This window comes from Brevibacterium sediminis, assembly GCF_013623905.1.
In the GTDB taxonomy this organism is placed as follows: domain Bacteria; phylum Actinomycetota; class Actinomycetes; order Actinomycetales; family Brevibacteriaceae; genus Brevibacterium; species Brevibacterium sediminis.
This window is the reverse complement of the sequence record NZ_JABKDD010000013.1, coordinates 56,580-72,262: the sequence shown is the minus strand read 5'-3', so window position 1 is coordinate 72,262 and position 15,683 is coordinate 56,580. Positions and strand designations below refer to the sequence as shown.

General features: G+C 60.5%; 12 protein-coding genes. 5 read left to right on the top strand and 7 right to left on the bottom strand.

Annotated elements, in window-relative coordinates:
• The first annotated feature begins 66 nt into the window (after positions 1 to 66).
• Together HK108_RS15065 and mcrC are read left to right on the top strand one after the other, a co-directional pair.
• On the top strand, positions 67 to 2,298 hold the full coding sequence (locus HK108_RS15065) for an AAA family ATPase (RefSeq protein WP_229664197.1): 2,232 nt from the start codon (positions 67 to 69) through the stop codon (positions 2,296 to 2,298).
• Positions 2,295 to 3,356 carry a 5-methylcytosine-specific restriction endonuclease system specificity protein McrC gene (gene mcrC / locus HK108_RS15060; protein ID WP_181272109.1) on the top strand — a complete coding sequence of 354 codons (1,062 nt, stop codon included), beginning with the start codon at positions 2,295 to 2,297 and terminating at the stop codon, positions 3,354 to 3,356. The genes HK108_RS15065 and mcrC overlap by 4 nt, the downstream gene beginning before the upstream one ends.
• 467 nt (positions 3,357 to 3,823) lie before the next feature.
• Here mcrC and HK108_RS15055 read toward each other — a convergent pair whose 3' ends face one another.
• Both HK108_RS15055 and HK108_RS15050 read right to left on the bottom strand, forming a co-directional pair.
• Positions 3,824 to 5,188, bottom strand: coding sequence for an MFS transporter (locus HK108_RS15055; protein WP_181272108.1), 1,365 nt, complete (start codon positions 5,186 to 5,188; stop codon positions 3,824 to 3,826).
• 2 nt (positions 5,189 to 5,190) lie between these two features.
• Positions 5,191 to 6,396: a lyase family protein gene (locus tag HK108_RS15050; protein ID WP_219922468.1), complete on the bottom strand. Its 1,206-nt coding sequence runs from the start codon at positions 6,394 to 6,396 to the stop codon at positions 5,191 to 5,193.
• On the opposite strand from HK108_RS15050, the gene HK108_RS15045 reads away from it, so the two are divergent.
• Positions 6,331 to 7,419, top strand: a complete 1,089-nt coding sequence (locus tag HK108_RS15045) for an IclR family transcriptional regulator (RefSeq protein ID WP_308423786.1) — start codon at positions 6,331 to 6,333, stop codon at positions 7,417 to 7,419. The two genes, HK108_RS15050 and HK108_RS15045, sit on opposite strands and share 66 nt — an antisense overlap.
• Before the next feature lie 926 nt (positions 7,420 to 8,345).
• On the opposite strand, the gene dctP is transcribed toward HK108_RS15045, so the two are convergent.
• The 4 genes from dctP to HK108_RS15025 form a co-directional block, all read right to left on the bottom strand.
• Entirely contained in the window at positions 8,346 to 9,623 is a 1,278-nt protein-coding gene (gene dctP / locus HK108_RS15040; RefSeq protein WP_181272105.1) for a TRAP transporter substrate-binding protein DctP, read from the bottom strand.
• Between the two features lie 141 nt (positions 9,624 to 9,764).
• Entirely contained in the window at positions 9,765 to 11,372 is a 1,608-nt protein-coding gene (locus HK108_RS15035) for a TRAP transporter large permease (protein ID WP_181272104.1), read from the bottom strand.
• Positions 11,369 to 11,863, bottom strand: a complete 495-nt coding sequence (locus tag HK108_RS15030) for a TRAP transporter small permease (RefSeq protein WP_181272103.1) — start codon at positions 11,861 to 11,863, stop codon at positions 11,369 to 11,371. Before HK108_RS15030 ends, HK108_RS15035 begins: the two co-directional genes overlap by 4 nt.
• Positions 11,863 to 12,900, bottom strand: coding sequence for a LysR family transcriptional regulator (locus HK108_RS15025; RefSeq protein ID WP_229664195.1), 1,038 nt, complete (start codon positions 12,898 to 12,900; stop codon positions 11,863 to 11,865). Before HK108_RS15025 ends, HK108_RS15030 begins: the two co-directional genes overlap by 1 nt.
• 110 nt (positions 12,901 to 13,010) lie before the next feature.
• Here HK108_RS15025 and HK108_RS15020 point away from each other — a divergent pair, with 110 nt between their 5' ends.
• The gene (locus tag HK108_RS15020; RefSeq protein WP_181272125.1) at positions 13,011 to 13,724 is read left to right on the top strand and encodes an aspartate/glutamate racemase family protein; all 714 of its coding nucleotides are present in this window, start codon (positions 13,011 to 13,013) and stop codon (positions 13,722 to 13,724) included.
• A 364-nt stretch (positions 13,725 to 14,088) separates the two neighbouring features.
• Here HK108_RS15020 and HK108_RS15015 read toward each other — a convergent pair whose 3' ends face one another.
• Positions 14,089 to 15,030 (bottom strand): GlxA family transcriptional regulator, encoded by a 942-nt coding sequence (locus HK108_RS15015; RefSeq protein WP_181272102.1) that lies wholly within the window; start codon positions 15,028 to 15,030, stop codon positions 14,089 to 14,091.
• Positions 15,031 to 15,137: 107 nt separating this feature from the next.
• Between HK108_RS15015 and HK108_RS15010 the strand changes: the two genes are divergently transcribed.
• Entirely contained in the window at positions 15,138 to 15,449 is a 312-nt protein-coding gene (locus HK108_RS15010; protein WP_181272101.1) for a putative quinol monooxygenase, read from the top strand.
• The last annotated feature ends 234 nt before the right edge of the window (positions 15,450 to 15,683 follow it).

Here is a 15,683-nt window from a genome sequence, read left to right as displayed (position 1 = left end):
CGCAGAGATCGAAGTCGATGTTGAAAGGCGTGGACAACATCTGAAATGTGCCGCTAGCATCCAAATATGTCTTCTGATCAGGTATCACTGTCCGTCGCGGCCCAGTCCCGTCCCGGGAACGAGATGGAACTTGCGGGGGAAGCTGCTGAGATAGTTTCGCATCTTCTCGGAGATCGCCGCTCCGTCTTCGATCCCACAGTGGAAGTCTGGACACCTACAGCTGCTGAGGAACTGCGCGCCAGAATCGAGGACGACCCAATCGTCGGAACTTCGATGGGCCAGTGGGAAAAGCTCGATATCCAGCTCAACAATGCGCCAAGAGAGGTCGTGCTCCTAGCCGCAGAGTTGGTGTTCCTCCGTGAGGTCCCGATTCTGGGTATTCGGCCGCAGACCCGGAGATCACATCTTGATCAGGTCCTCGCTCATCTCGATGACGACCTGCAGCTGCCATCCGAAATCTTAAGGTCGTTTGACCGGCCTTCGGATCTCGGCGGATTCCGAGCAGGACAGTGGTACTACAGTGACATGTGGTTGCATCTGTCCTGGGCCGCGACGTTTGTCCGCTACTGGAACTCCCTTGACGAAGGCACTCGGGAGACTGCGCGTTCGGACCCCTGGGCACTTCAACAAGCCATGCTCGACTCTGGCGAAGATCAACCAGGAATGCGCAACGCCCTGCAGTTCCTTGCTCGCCCAGACACCTTTGAACCGATCGCCTCTGCCACGACGAAACTTCATTTGCGCAACGGATTGTCTGAGTGGATAGGCACGGTAGGTGGGGACGATCCGGTCTCTGTTGATCGTGACCTGCTGACGGCACGCGGAGCACTCGCGCAGGAGTTCGAAGGAGAGTTCGGCTTCTGGTACGAATATATTCGGGAACTGTGGGATGACACGTTCTACAACGAAGAATCTGATGAATCATCTGATCCAGATGAAGATACTCCGCGTTCACGTCGCTATTGGCTCTACTCCCCTGGTAGCCAAGCCTCAGAATGGAAGGAGTTCTCTTCCGAAGGAATCATGGCACTCGGTTGGGATGTCGGGGACCTCGCTCAGTTCCCCGACAGGGATTCCATACGCCAGGCCCTTGACGTTGATGAGACGGGGGCTTCGATGAAGAACGATGTCTTGGCGCTTTGGCAATTCCAGAATGAGATCGAGCCAGGCGACATCATCTATGCCAAGAAGGGACGTCGACTGCTGGTCGGCAGAGGCGAGGTTACTTCTTCTGCCCGGTACGAACCAGATCGTAGTTCGTACCGCTACGTCCGGACCGTCGAGTGGACGCATGACGGTGAGTGGGAGAACCCGGAAAATGCCGCGATGAAGACTCTCACCGATATTAGCCATTTCCCCGGGTACATAGATCAGCTCGAAGAGCTGTTCGCCGAAGACAGCGAGGCGTTGCAAGAGCCTCTTCGAGAAACGCTCCCGGCTTACACTCGCGAAGACTTCCTCAACGAGGTTTTCGTCACCGAGGACGAGTACGACCGTTTGGCGTCTCTGCTCAAACGCAAGAAGAACATCATTCTCTCTGGCCCACCCGGCGTTGGTAAGACATTTGCTGCGAAGAGGCTCGCTTACTCAATCATGGGTGTCAAGGACACTGCTCGAACTCAAATGGTCCAGTTCCATCAGAGCTACTCCTACGAAGACTTCATGATGGGCTACCGGCCGACAGAAGAGGGCGGATTCCGTCTGGAAAAGGGACCCTTCTATCGATTCTGCGAAGAAGCCAGAGCAGACGATTCCAAGCGGCCTTATTTCTTTATCATCGATGAGATCAACCGCGGCAATATTTCGAAGATCTTCGGCGAGCTTCTCATGCTCATCGAAGCGGACAAACGTGGACAAGAACTCAGGCTGCTTTATAAGGACGAATTGTTTTCCATACCGAGCAATCTCCACATCATCGGAATGATGAACACAGCCGACAGAGGCCTTGCCGTCATCGATTACGCATTGCGACGTCGCTTCGGATTCTTCCCGATGCATCCGGCGTTCGAAACTCCGGGATTCGCAGACTGGCGGGCCGAGGTCAACGATCCAAAGTTCGATGGTCTGGTCGATGTCATCAACCGGCTCAATATAGACATCACCAATGACCTCTCACTGGGTCAAGGTTTCACAGTCGGCCACAGCTACTTGACTCGTCCGCGAAGTGACAATCTCGACGAGCACTGGATCCAATCGATCGTGCACGACGAGCTCATTCCGCTTCTCGGAGAATACTGGTTCGATGAGCCAGACAAGTACGAGAACTGGTCCGAGGAGCTCAGAGCCGTTCTCCGATGAGTTCGAATACGATTCTGATCCGAAATGTGTACGTGATGATGGCTTATGCGTTTCGGGCACTCCAGAACCGGGGCGTCGCATCAGTCGAGAGCGAGTCCTTTGACCACCTCCACGACCTTCTCGCGGAATTGCTCTACCGCGGGGTGAGTACACAGATCAAACGCGGACTACACCACGACTACCTTCCCCGTACAGAGACTCTCACGACCGTTCGCGGTCGAATCGACGTTTCCAAGACAGCCAGTACTCGATCAATGCTGCGGGGACGCTTAGTCTGTCAATTCGACGAATACCTATCTGACACTCCCCACAATCGTGCGCTCAAGTCCGTAGTAGTCTTGTTGATTCGTCGGGGCGAGGTCCAGCCGATACGACGAAAGGCACTCACTGACTTATTGCCCCATTTCGTATCTGTCAACGAGATCAGACCAACGGCAATTCGTTGGGGTGATCTGAGTATTCACCGCGCAAACGCAAGCTATCGAATGCTGCTCGGGGTCTGCGAATTGATAGTCAAGGGGTTACTTCCGACAGAGGACCCAGGCCGCTCAAAACTCTGGTCTTGGTTGAGCGACGAGGCGATGGACAGACTCTACGAACGGTTCATTCTTCAGTACTTCAAGATCCACCACCCTGAGCTAGCACCACACGCACGCCAGGTGCCATGGGCTTATGACACTCTTCGAAGCAGTGGCACTGGACAATTACCTGTCATGCAGACCGATGTCATGCTGACAAGTGGCGATGCGAAACTCATTATCGATGCGAAATGCTATGGTCGTTCGCTCCAGTCAGGCCGAGGCGAAAAACAGACGGTTCATTCGCATAACCTCTACCAAATCGCCACGTATGTATGGAACGCCGATGTTCATCGCGATGGTTCCGTCAGCGGGCTTCTCTTGTATGCCCGAACCATCCACGACGAGCAGCCCGATGTCGACATTGTCATCCATGGCAACCGAATCGGTGTCCAGACTCTCGACCTCAACCTGCCGTGGGAGGAGCTCCGCGACAGGTTGGAAACTCTACGAAATTGGCTAGTGCCCACTGCCCACTAGCCGGTGGTTCACCGCAGCTAAAGGAACCAGATTCACACCGGTCTGACTGGTGCAAAACTCATCGAAATGATTCCCGCAAGCTTATCGAGAAACTGGTACAGATGGAGAGTGATGGATCAGATCGAGAGGCCCATGATGAGCGAGACGATGGCGTCGAGGGTCTTCACCCGTCAGCCTTTCCGTCGTATGCGGTCTGTGTCTTGTTGGACACTACTGGCCAGGTTCGGTTCACTGTAATTCGGCGCCGTCACCGGCCTAACGGAAGCGGGTGACTGCGATGGAGAGTTTGCGATGCATCAGGGGATTCATTCGTGTCGCCTGACTTGAAGGCCGCCGTAAGTCGAGCCCGAGATGCAGGCGCTTCCGAGTGGTTGTTCACGCATCGGAAAAGGCGGCCACACCCGGAACCGTACGTTCCGAATGCAGCCGCCACATGTGCTCACCAATCAGCGATCAGTTGACAGACGTCACCGGCTTCCGCTGACCGAGGTATTGCTGAAACTATCTCCCGCCTTCTTATCGAGGTCGGCGATGGATTCCTTCGCAGTTTCGGGCGCCCACAGATAGCAGACGATGCCGCCAATCAGGAGGATTCCAACACAAGAGAACAGTGCGGTGTTGATCCCGGCTCCGGCAACAATCAATGGCAGAAGGAACGTGCTGGCAGCGGATCCGATTCGGCTTCCGGCGGTGACGATCCCCAGCCCTGACGCCCGCACCTCGGTGGGAAACAGTTCGGGCGGGTAGATGAACTCAAGGTTCGCCGCAGCTGCGAGAACAAGCGCGAAGCAGGCAAAGAGAACAACCGCCAGAATCGGACTCACAGGGGCGAGCAGCACGAGAGCGGTGAGGAAGACCGCGCCTGTGAAGAATGTGCTGATGAGGAATGATCGGCGACTGAGTCGATCGACGATGACCATGCCGAGGATCGCTCCGGTGAGAAGGAAGATGTTGTAGAGAGCTCCGCCAGCCAAGCTGTTCGTCACTCCCAGTGATTCCATCACCAGTGGAGAGAACGTCCCGAGGGCGAAGTAAGGAATGACTTGGCAGACGTAGAACACCACTCCGACGACGGTACGGCGACGGTGCTGAGCACTAAAGAGCACTCGGTAACGAGACTGCGTTCGCTCCGAAGAACCGCTCATGTCGGCAGCGGGTGGAGCAACGTCGGCCCCAACGACCTTTCGAACGACTGCTGCAGCGTCTTCCGCCCTTCCGTGTCGCACGAGCCACAACGGCGATTCGGGGACTCCCAGTCGGACACTGAAAACGAGGAGTTCAGGGATGGCGCTCGCGATGAGCATGTACCTCCAGGACTCACCGTCGATGTGGGAGATGAGGAATCCGACGAGGTAGGCGAACACGTAGCCAGCGGCCCAAGCCACCGCCATCAAGCTGAGCAGCCGACCACGAAAATGCCGTGGCGCGTGTTCTGTCACGAGCGTCTTGCTCACAACATAGTCGGCGCCGAGCATCAGCCCGATCAGGAGCCGTGCAATGAGCAGCTGCCAGGACTCTTGCACAAAGAACTGCGAGAGCGAGAGGCAGGCGATGATGAGCATGTCGAACCGGAAGATTGTGGATCGTCCGATTCGGTCGGCGATCGGCCCGGTGATGATGGCCCCCAGGAAGAGGCCGACAAGAGTTGCCGCACCGAGCATTCCGATAAGCAGGGGCGTGAGATTCAGGGCGTTGGTAGCAGAGGTGATCACGATACCGATGATGCCGAGAACGAACCCGTCGCTGAACTGACCTCCAGAACCTGCCGCAGCCACTCGGATATGAAACCGGTTGAGCGGTACATCTTCGTATTGGATTGGGGTCGTGCTCATTGTCAGACCTCCCGAGTCTTCGCAGCGCGGGATGAACGCACCTGTGCAGCAGCTGCGTCGTATCCGTCTTCGGCGGCGAGCGCCACCCACTTGTCATAGCCTTCGTCAGCGTTTGATTCCAGGCGCTGGCCGTTCCATTCCAAGCCGTTGACACAGCGTTCGGTGAATACGGCGGCAGCTCCTGTCAGGTCGTCGAACATATCGATGAGGGCGTCGACGATGACTGGTTCCATGACGTTGAGTTCGAGCTCACCGGCAGCGACAGCTGACTCGACCGTGTGCGAGGCGCCGCGAATCCGATAGCTCAGCTGCATGACGAACTCAGGGATTGCAGGATTAATCTTCCCTGGCATGATCGATGATCCCGCCTGGACGGCCGGCAATGTCAGCTCTGCAAGTCCTCCCCCGGGACCGGAGGAAAGCAGCCGGAAGTCCGCGGCGATCTTGGCCATGAGCGTTGCGATCCGAGCGACGGTTGATGCGACGGCTGCGTACGTGTCTAGATGTGCCAGAGCGTCGAAGAAGTCGTCGTTAACTGTCAGCGGCAGGCCCGTGGTTCGGGCGAGTTCTGCGACTGCCAGTTCGCTGTACCCCTCGGGCGCTCCGATCCCGGTGCCGAGGACGGTTGCCCCGAGTGGAACGGCGGTCAGTTCCTTCAGCGCTTCCTGCAACGACGTCACTCCTCGTTTCAGGCCGGTGGCCTGGCCCTGGTGCGTCTGGCCGACGGTGAGGGTGACGGCATCTTGCAGGCAGGTGCGTCCAAGACGCCGAACCTCAGCGAACTCAGTCGCTTTCCGCTCGAGAGCAGCGATGAGGTTTTCAACAGCGGCCACAACGGGTGCCGAAAGATCGAGCACAGTGAGAGCCATAGCCGTCGGGTAAGTGTCGTTGGTGGACTGAGAGGCGTTGACATGGTCATTGGGGTGAACGTCGGTTCCGGCCAGCTGGCTGGCACGGTTGGCGATGACTTCATTCACGTTCATGTTGGAGGTCGTTCCTCCGCCGCCGAGTACCAGCGCTGTCGGGAACTGCTGATCGTGTCGGCCAGCCAGGATTTCGCTGACTGCGTCCTGGATACCTTGAGCTCTCGTGGAGTCGAGGACGCCGAGCGTCAAGTTGGCGCTGGCAGCTGCACCTTTGACATGGGCATAGCTTCGGATGAGTGCCGGTACGTCGGCGAACCGGCGCCTCGGGGTTCCGAAGTTCATGACGCCAAGCTGTGTCTGTCTTCCGTAGAGGATTTCGCTGTCGGGCGTGGCATATCCGCTCTGCAAATCCGACTGTGCATCTACAGATTCCATCTCTTCACTCCGCTTCTTTGTGTTCTGGGACACGCCGAGCTTAGGAATAGAATGGCTCTCCGAGCAATTGGTGTTGCTCTGTCAGCAATAAATCGACAGATTTGCGCTAGAGTGGCGGAAGGCTGGTTACAGAAGATCAAGAGACGAGGACGTGAGGTGGCAGACACAACCGCCGAGCGAGTAGCTTCCCTGCTACTGGCGTTCGAAGACCCGAATAGTGCGACTAAGTCAGTCTCCGAGTTAGCTGCCGCGGTCGGCCGTGAACGCAGTCAGGTGTCACGGATGCTGAAGTCCCTGGCCCGCGGAGGTCTGCTGGAACAGGACGAGTCAACTCGCCAGTATCGGCTGGGTTGGCATCTCAGAATTCTGGCGGCACGAGCCGGGGACGACCACCTGGTGAGAGTCTGCCGGCCGGTCCTGCAACAGCTCGTCGCCGCGACCGGGGAGGTGTCGCTCCTGTCGGTGCAGGAGGGAAATCGGTCACTGACGGTTCTTCGCGAGGAGTCAAGGCAATCGCTGCAGGCAGGCGGTTGGGTGGGGCGCCGGTCTCCCCTGCATTACACGGCCTCTGGTCGTGCCTTGATGTTCGACAGCGATGACGAACATATTGAGAGTCTGGTCTCCCGCGATCTGGGCGCTGACAATGTCGGACCAGCTGCACCGCGAGACGTGCAAACGGTGCTGGAACGTACGGAGGCCGACCGACGACGAGGATACAGCGTTGCCTCCGAGGAGATCGAAGTCGGTCTGACGTCCACAGCCGCTCCGATTCGTGATGGCCTCGGTCAGATCGTCGGAGTCATCAACGTCTCCGGCCCATCGGCACGGATCCTTGATCGAATAGACACAGTCGGACCCCTGGTTGCCAGAGCGGCAACCGCCGTCAGCGCAAAGATGGGCGCCAAATCCACCCGCGAAAGGCACGTCTGACGACGGGCGTCGATCTGGATTCAGTGGCTCTCGAATCCCTGACCGGACTCGTGAGTGGAGTTGCGCACACTCCGGCCGGTGCTCGGCCATGACCTTCTCGAACAGCTCGTCGCCGAGCTTGTCGTAATTCGCGTCCTCCGGGTACCACTCGTCGAGTGAACCGAGCTCGCTCTTGTCGTAAATGGCCTTCGCCAGCCCGATACCCAACCTCTGCGCGCCTATGGCGACTGTCATCATCACAGTGAGCGTTTTCGGGAACGAATCGACGATGACATGCCGATAGTTAACTAGCCGCTACTGATGATTATTAGCGCCCCCGAACGGCCCAAATGATCAGCCATACAGGAACCCACATCCCCGCGGTCAAGATGCTGAGGATGATATGCAATCCATGGTTGGTACCACGCTGTTGATTCTGGACCACAACCTGCTGGTGCATCATTGGATAGCCATACGCAGGGTACTGATGTTGATGAGGATGCGGGTATTGGTACCCACCGCCCTGCACCGGAACGGCGCCAAGGGGAAAACTGGGATTCTGATGCTGAGGCTGTAGTGGCTGCGGTTGCCGCATCTCATGTGGCATCGGCGGCGATGATTGAGTGAAGTAATGAGTCTGAGGCGGAGTGCCCACCGAAGGTTGGGACGCTGGCTTCTCAGGTGGCCCATCGTTTGTTTTGTAGAACATCCAAACACCAATCTCTCAATTTTAAAATGAAAGTATCACCGCCGTTGTAGATCAAGAAATCGACTACTGAGGTCCCGGCACTGACCAGTAGATTTGTTATCGGATCGTGCTTATTCAGGCCTTCCGGGAGGACGTCACCGCACTATTCTTCATACGCTTGGCGCGCAAAAGACTAAGGTCAGCCCCAAATCAAACGTTGAGCTTATCGAGTACGCCTATCTTCGGTGTTGCTTCGCCCTCACTCCGGCCGGTGCGCGGCCATGACCTTTTCGAACAGCTCGTCGCCGAGCTTGTCGTACGAAGCGTCCTCCGGGTACCACTCGTCGAGTGAGGCGAAGTCACCCTTGTCGTCATAGCCCAGCTCGGACACGGACTTCGCCCACTCCGAACCAGCGGTGCCTAGTGTCTTCGGCGCATCGGAGACGCCCGCCTTCTCCGCAGTCTTGTCCGACAGGTTCTTCGCGTACTTCGCCATATGCTTCTGCACGCCATCATCAAACGGCTTAACTGAACCGTCGTTGTCCTTCGCCTGTTCGACGGCCTGCGCCTTCGCTCCGATGACGACTTCCATCATCGTGCTGAACGTCGTCGACATCGAGTCGAAGATGACTTGCTGGTAGGCGACCGGCAGTGCCGAATACTTCTTACCCGCCGTGATCGCACCGGCCGACCGAGCAATGCCCGCATCCGAGGCGACACCGATGTTCGGGGCGACCTCGAAGGTGCCTGCCTCGACGTTCGGTGCCAGCTGACCGAGGTCGCAGTCAACGGTTCCACGCTGCAGCGCCTCATAGGTCTCCGGGAACGACAGCGACACCGGCGTCGCACCCAAGTCGGTCACCTGCTTGCCAGCAGCCGCCGAACCGACGCGCACCTGCTTGCCTTTCCAGTCATCGAGCGAGGTCATCGGCTTCGAGCACATCGTCGAATACCCACCGGCGGCGAGCATCGGAATGAGCGGGACGAGGTTCTTCTTCTCGAACTCCTCGAGCACCTCGGGTGTCTCCCACGCGGCCTGGACTCCGGCCGCATTCGCCGCCAGATCACTGGCCACTGGCGAGGACGGCAGCGTCGACATGGCCGTGCCGATCGCGTCGAAGGCCGGGTACTCGGCCGGGGTGTACGACGGCAGAGTGAACGCGAGATCGACTCGGCCATCGGCCAGGGCGTCATCGACATCTTCGTAGCTCGCGATCGCCTGACCCCAGACGATGTCGACCGTGATCTTGCCACCAGAGCGCTCCTCGATGGCCTTCTTCACGTCGAGGCCGTTGGGTGCGAGGATCGACTTCTCCGACATTGCCGAAGGCTGGAACTTGATCGTCACCGGGTCAAGATCGGCCAGAGCCTCATCGATCTCATCTTGGGAGGCGTCATAGGCGAAGCCCTCCCCCGCGGAGTCTCCCGAACCCGATCCGTCACCGCCGACGGAACCGGCGCATCCGGCCAACAGTGCCAGCGAGGCGACCGCCGCGAGGGCTTTGGCGGGCCGGGCGGCTGTGCGGATGCGCTTCATGGGACTCCTTTGAACGAGAGCTGAGAATTCCCTCCAATCATATGCCTGAATGAGGTCACCCTAACCATGAGTCCGCTCACACCCTGCGGCAGCCACCCGAACAACATAGTGCACGGTTGGGCGGGGCATCCTCGGCGAGGTTCACCCAGACATTCCCCCGCTGGTGCGGCTGATAAGGTCGGGCAGCCATTCGGTCATTCCGGGCACGGCGACGAGGAGGACCAGGAAGACCACAACGACGGGCAGGAACCACAGCAGGGACGTGAAGATGTCGCGCAGCGTGACCGTGACACCGAGGTTGACCTCGGGGTTCTTCGCGATCGAGTGGACGATGTAGGCGATGATGCCGACCGGCGGGGTGACCATCGCGAACTCGCCGAGGAGGACGACGAAGACTCCGAACCACAGCGGGCTCACGCCCATCGCCTCGAGGGTGGGCAGGAGGATCGGGATGGTCAGCAGCATCATCGACAAGGTGTCGAAGAACATGCCCATGACGATGTAGAGGACGATGAGGACGAGCAGGAATCCGATCCGCGACAGTCCGAGGTCCGTGATGAGGCCGGTGAGGATGGGCGCGAGTCCGGTGATGGCGAGCAGGCTGGTGAGCATGGTCGCGCCGATCATGATGAAGAAGATCGCCGAGGTGGCCGCCACCGTATCCATGGCCGAGTCCGCGACCTTGCGCCACGGTTGTTCCCCTCGTTTTTCCCACAGACAGAGGAGCAGTGAGCAGAGTGCGGCGGCGGCTCCGGCCTCGGTGGGGGTGAAGATGCCGGAGAACATGCCGCCGAAGAGCACGACGAGGATGATCGCGAAGCCCCACACGCTAGTCAGGGAGGTGAAGCGGTCGCGCCAGGTGGTCGTGGGGCGTTCGGGGGTTGTGGGGTTGGTGGTGTCTGGGTTTGTGGTGGCGGTTGTTGCTTGGCCGCGGCCGACGAGTTTCGGGGCGAAGATTCCGATGGCGAAGATGAAGATAGCGAAGCATACGGCGAGCAGGATGCCGGGCAGGGCGCCGGCCATGAGTGCTGGGCCGACGGGCACAGAGGCGATGCCGGCGTAGATGACCATGAGGATCGAGGGTGGGATGAGGTTGCCGGTCATGCCGGCGACCATGATCGTGCCCACGGCCATGCGTTTGTCGTAGCCGGCCTTGAGCATTTCGGGAATGCCGGCTCGGCCCAGGGCGTAGGTCATGCCGATGGTCGAGCCGGTGACGGCGGACAGTCCCGCCCCGGCGAAGGTGGTGCCGATACCGATGCCGCCGGGCAGCCAGCTAAACCAGTGGTCGGCGACCCGGTAGACCTTGCCGGAGAGTCCGGATTGGGTGAGCAGCATGCCCATGAAGATGAACATGGGCAGCACGCTCATCGACCAGTCCGAGACGGCGCTGAACGGTGCGGTCGAGAGGATGTTCATCGTCGCCGGAATCCCGGATACGGCGTAGACGCCGATGATCGACGGCACGGAGAGCGCGATGGCCACCGGAACAGAGAGGAAGAGCAGGACGAGCATCATTCCGATGCACCAAGCTCCCCCGATGGCAGCGCTCGGGCTGGTGAAGAGGCCGATGAGACAGACGGCGACGAGCCCGAACCCGATAGTCAGGGCGAGTATGCCGGGGCGTTCACGACGGGAGCCTGAGGGGAAGAGCTTCGTGGTATTCGGGGATTGGGCGCCGGTGATGGTCGCGCTGTTTGAGTTGTCTGGTGGCAGGGGTGCGCCGGTGAGGTCGGTGTTCGCGTTCACTGCTCCTCCCCGGCTTCGGTGCGGCGGCGGAGGATCGCGGTGGCGTCGAGGATGTACAGCACGGCGAGGAGCACGAACACGATCGGCACGAGGTAATACACCGGCCAGGTGATGACGGCAGAGACGTCGGCGGTCGACCCGATTGCCGTGTTCTCCAGGGCCTTCTTCAGCCCGAACCAGGCGAAGGCCACAGACACGAGCGCACCGAGGATGCAGGCGAAGACCGTGAACACTGCGGCGGTGGCAGGTTTCGCCCTCTCGACGGCCATGGTCACGGTGATGTGTTCCTTCTGCAGCTGGGCGGCGGGGATGCCGAGCAGCGCAACGATCGGCAGGTACCAGTATTCGACGATCTCATTGGTGCCATAGAGCGGGGCGTGAAAAATCGACCGGGCCAAGGCGTGGGTGACGATGTGGAGCATCATCACGATGATCGCCGCGGCCGTGGTGACCGTCAGCCATTTGTCGAGGACTTTGGTGAACGTGCTCATCACGAGTCACCGTAGCCGTCGGTCGAGGTGCCGGTGGCGCGTGCACGAGTTGTGGCTTCTGCTTCCTCGGACCCGGTTGCGGCACCTGGCCCACCTCCTGTGACGTCGGAGGCTCGCAGCGCATCAATCAGGTCGACCACTTCTGAGGCGTCCGCCAGGCCGTCGGGGATCATCGCGGTGACGCGACGAGCGCCGGCCTCGGCAAGGGCGATGGGATCAATGCCTGGGATTTGGGAGTAGCGGCGGGCGCTGCGAGGGAGCAGTGCGACACCTAGGCCGTTGGAGACCAGCGATTGGATGGCGCCGGGGTTATCGGTGATGTGCCGAGTGCGGGGTTCGAAGCCGGCAGTTCGGCACAGGCGTTCGGCGGTGGATCGGCACCGCACGCATCCCATGATCCACGGCAGTTCGGCGACATCATTGAGGTGTTGGATCTGCCCGGCTCGGTTCCAGCGTTCGGGTACGAGCAGGTCGAGGTGGTCGGCGCCGAGGTCGACGGTCATGTGGCCGGCCAGCTCGGGTGGGGCTTCGTCTTCATGATGGAAAAGAAAGGCGATGTCGATGGCACCGTCGTCGAGCAGGCGAAGCGCTTCGGGCGGTTCAGCTTCGGAGACTTCGTATGAGTGGTGAAGTGGTGAGTCAGTCTGTGTGCCTGCGTTTGCCTCGAGTCGACCGAGAGCTGCGGCGAGCGGTCCGATGACGAAGCTCGGGAATCCCGCAAGACGCACATTGCGTCCGCCGAGGCCGAAGGCTTTGGCGAGGTCACTGCGCAGTCCCGTCACCGAAGCGGCCACCTCGTTGGCACGGATGCGGGCGAGCTGGCCGGCGGTAGTGAGTCGGATTCCGCGTGGGGTGCGGTCGAAGAGGGTGACGCCGAGGTCCCTTTCGAGGGCGTTCATGTGTTGGGACAGTGCTGGTTGGGACCAGCCGAGTTCACGGGCGGCGGCGCCGATGCTGCCGGATTCGGCGATGGCGCCGAAGATGAGGAGGCGTTTGGGCTCGCCGAGGTCGAGAGCCTGTTCGAAGACTGTAGCCATAAGTCCAGCTTATGTCAGAGCAGAGCGGACTGGGTCTACCGGAGGCAGATGATGCGCACCACACTGGAAGTAATCGTCGTGACTTAGGTGCTGATTTGAGGAGTGGGAGTATGCGCAGGATCGGTCTGCTGGGTGGAATGAGCTGGCATTCGAGCATCGAGTACTACACGAAGATCAACGATGCCGTGGCCAAAAAGCTCGGCGGTCATCATTCCGCGCAGATCCTCCTCGACTCGTGCGACTTCGCGGACATCCGGGAGCTGCAGGAGGCCAACGATTGGGCAGGTAATGATGCATCCCTGACGGCGACGGCGCAGCGTTTAGTCGATGGCGGCGCCGAAGCTGTCGCGATTGCCACCAATCTCATGCATAAGTGCGCCCCGGCGATCGAGGCCTCAGTCGATGCGCCTCTCATTCACATGGTCGATTCGATCGCGACGATGGCGAAGCGACAGGGATACTCAACTTTGGCCGTTCTGGGCACCCGATGGACCATGCTGGAGGATTTCTACACGGGCCGGCTCGAAGCGCAGGGCATCAAGACTCTGGTACCGGATGAGGCAACGTGCCTCGAGGTCGATCAGATTATCTGGGATGAACTCACCCAAGGGAAGTTCACCGATGCCTCCCGAGCCCGCTACGTCGAAATCATGAACGACCTCAAGGCTCGTGGCGCTGACGCTGTGGCCCTGTCGTGTACGGAGATCGGCCTGTTAGTCCCACCGGAGACCGCTCCCCTACCGGCCCTCGACTCGGTCGATGCTCATGTTGCCGCAATCGTCGAGTGGATAATGGCGGACGAGCCTGTAACCATTCGGCATTGAACATCGGAGACTGCGACGATCGGAACGGTGATCGCCACGGGCCAAAACGCATCGGTCAACAACGGTGCGCCTTCAAATGGAGTGTCCGACGCTACCCCGCTGGCCGGCTTCGGCCGCCCTGACCTGACCGCCTTCGCGTCTTATCCCAATCGACTCTGATCGGGTCTGCTGATCCTCTCGACGAGAACGCAGCGACATCACAGCCACCCAACCCCGACCGTCCGGGAAGCCGGGACACGTCACATGGCCTGTGCTGCGGGCGTGTCGAGTGGGTCGTCCAGGGGCGACGCAGGAGCGTCGACGCGACGTGCTGAGAGGTGGTTCCAGTCGAGCACTAGCACACCGGCTACAGGCATGGCGTAGGTCAGGAACGGCGTCGCTCCCTACGCAGGAGGGAGCGCAGAGTCTCGGCGTTCGCGTAGCCGACCCGTAGCGCGATCTCGGCGGAGGTGAGGTCCGTGGTTGCTGAGAGGTGCCGAGCTCGTTCGATGCGAAGCCGTTGGACGAAGCCGAGCGGAGTGAGGTTGAGCGCCGCACGGACTCGTCGTTCGAGGGTGCGCCGGCTGGTGCCGAGCGACTGCGCGACGAAGGCGACGTTGAACGGTTCGTCCAGGCGGGCGCGCACGAAGCGTTCGAACGCGACGACGATCGGGTCCTCGTGCCGGAGATGTTCGTAGGCGACGAAGGCCGCCTGCGACGGGCGCTCGTCGATGATGAGGAGCTTAGCGACGTGTTGGGCCAGGTCGGGGCTGATCGATCGCACGAGTGAGAGCGCGAGGTCGATGTGGGCGAACGCGGCGCCGGCGGTGACGAGGTTCCCGTCGACCACGACCATGGTGTCGAGATCGAGGGCGACGGTCGGATAGCGCTTCAGGAACTCCGGCCCCAGGAACCAGCTGGTCGTCGCCCGCCGATGCTGCATCCGTCCGGTCTCGGCGACAGCGAACACGCCGGTGCACGCCGCGGCGATCCGGGTGGTCGCCTCGTCGAGGCGCCCGAGCGAGGCGATGACCGAACGAGCATCTCGGCTCTGGAGGGCGTCGTTGGTAGCGGCGGCCGTAAGGGTTCCAAGCGCAGGGACGACGACCACGTCGAACTCTGCGGACTCCGACAGCGGGTGGTCCACCGACAGGGTCATCGATGCCGTCGTGGTCACTCGCCGTTTCGGTCCGAGGATGGCGAGTTCGATCGGGTCGATCCGCGGGTCGACATCGCCGCGGGCTCCGTCGGCCACCCGCACGATGTCGATGATCGACGCGATAGCCGAACCGAAGCAGCCGTCAATCGCGATCAGTCCAATACGCATGACGTAAACAATAGCAATCCTGCCGTATACGCCACTACCCACCGGCCCTCGCTCGTCATACGCTGAACTCGTCCCACGAAGAACCACGACGTCAAGGAGAGTCCCTCATGTCCACACCCGCATCACTTCCGTATGCCTTCGTCGCCAAGATCGTCGCGGCCGATGGCCAGCACGACGCGCTCGCCGATCTGCTCGCCGGCGCTGTCGAACTCGCCAACGAAGAAACAGGAACGATTGTCTGGTTCGCGGTCAGGACCCACGCCGACACTTTCTGGATCTTCGATGCATTCCCCGACGAGGCCGCTCGCGACGCCCACGCCAACGGCGCCATCGTCGCAGCCCTGATGGCCAACCAGCACCTCCTCAGCGCAGCACCCGAGATCCTGGCGGCCGACGTCCTCGCGTCCAAGCTCCCGTAGTCCGCCAACGCACGAGACGATCGCGCCCCGCCGAGCCGTGGCCAGGTCGCGACCCAACGCCATGCTGCGTTGCCGAGCGGTGCGAGGCCTATCGGCACACGGACAGGATGCCGGCCGCGAGCGCTCAGCCGGCGAGGGGTCCGTCGCAGAGGAGAGCGACGTCGGTGTCGGGCAGAGCCGTGAGGCCAGCGCATCGCGCGACCACCAGAACCGAACAGCCCCTGCCCTGCGTTT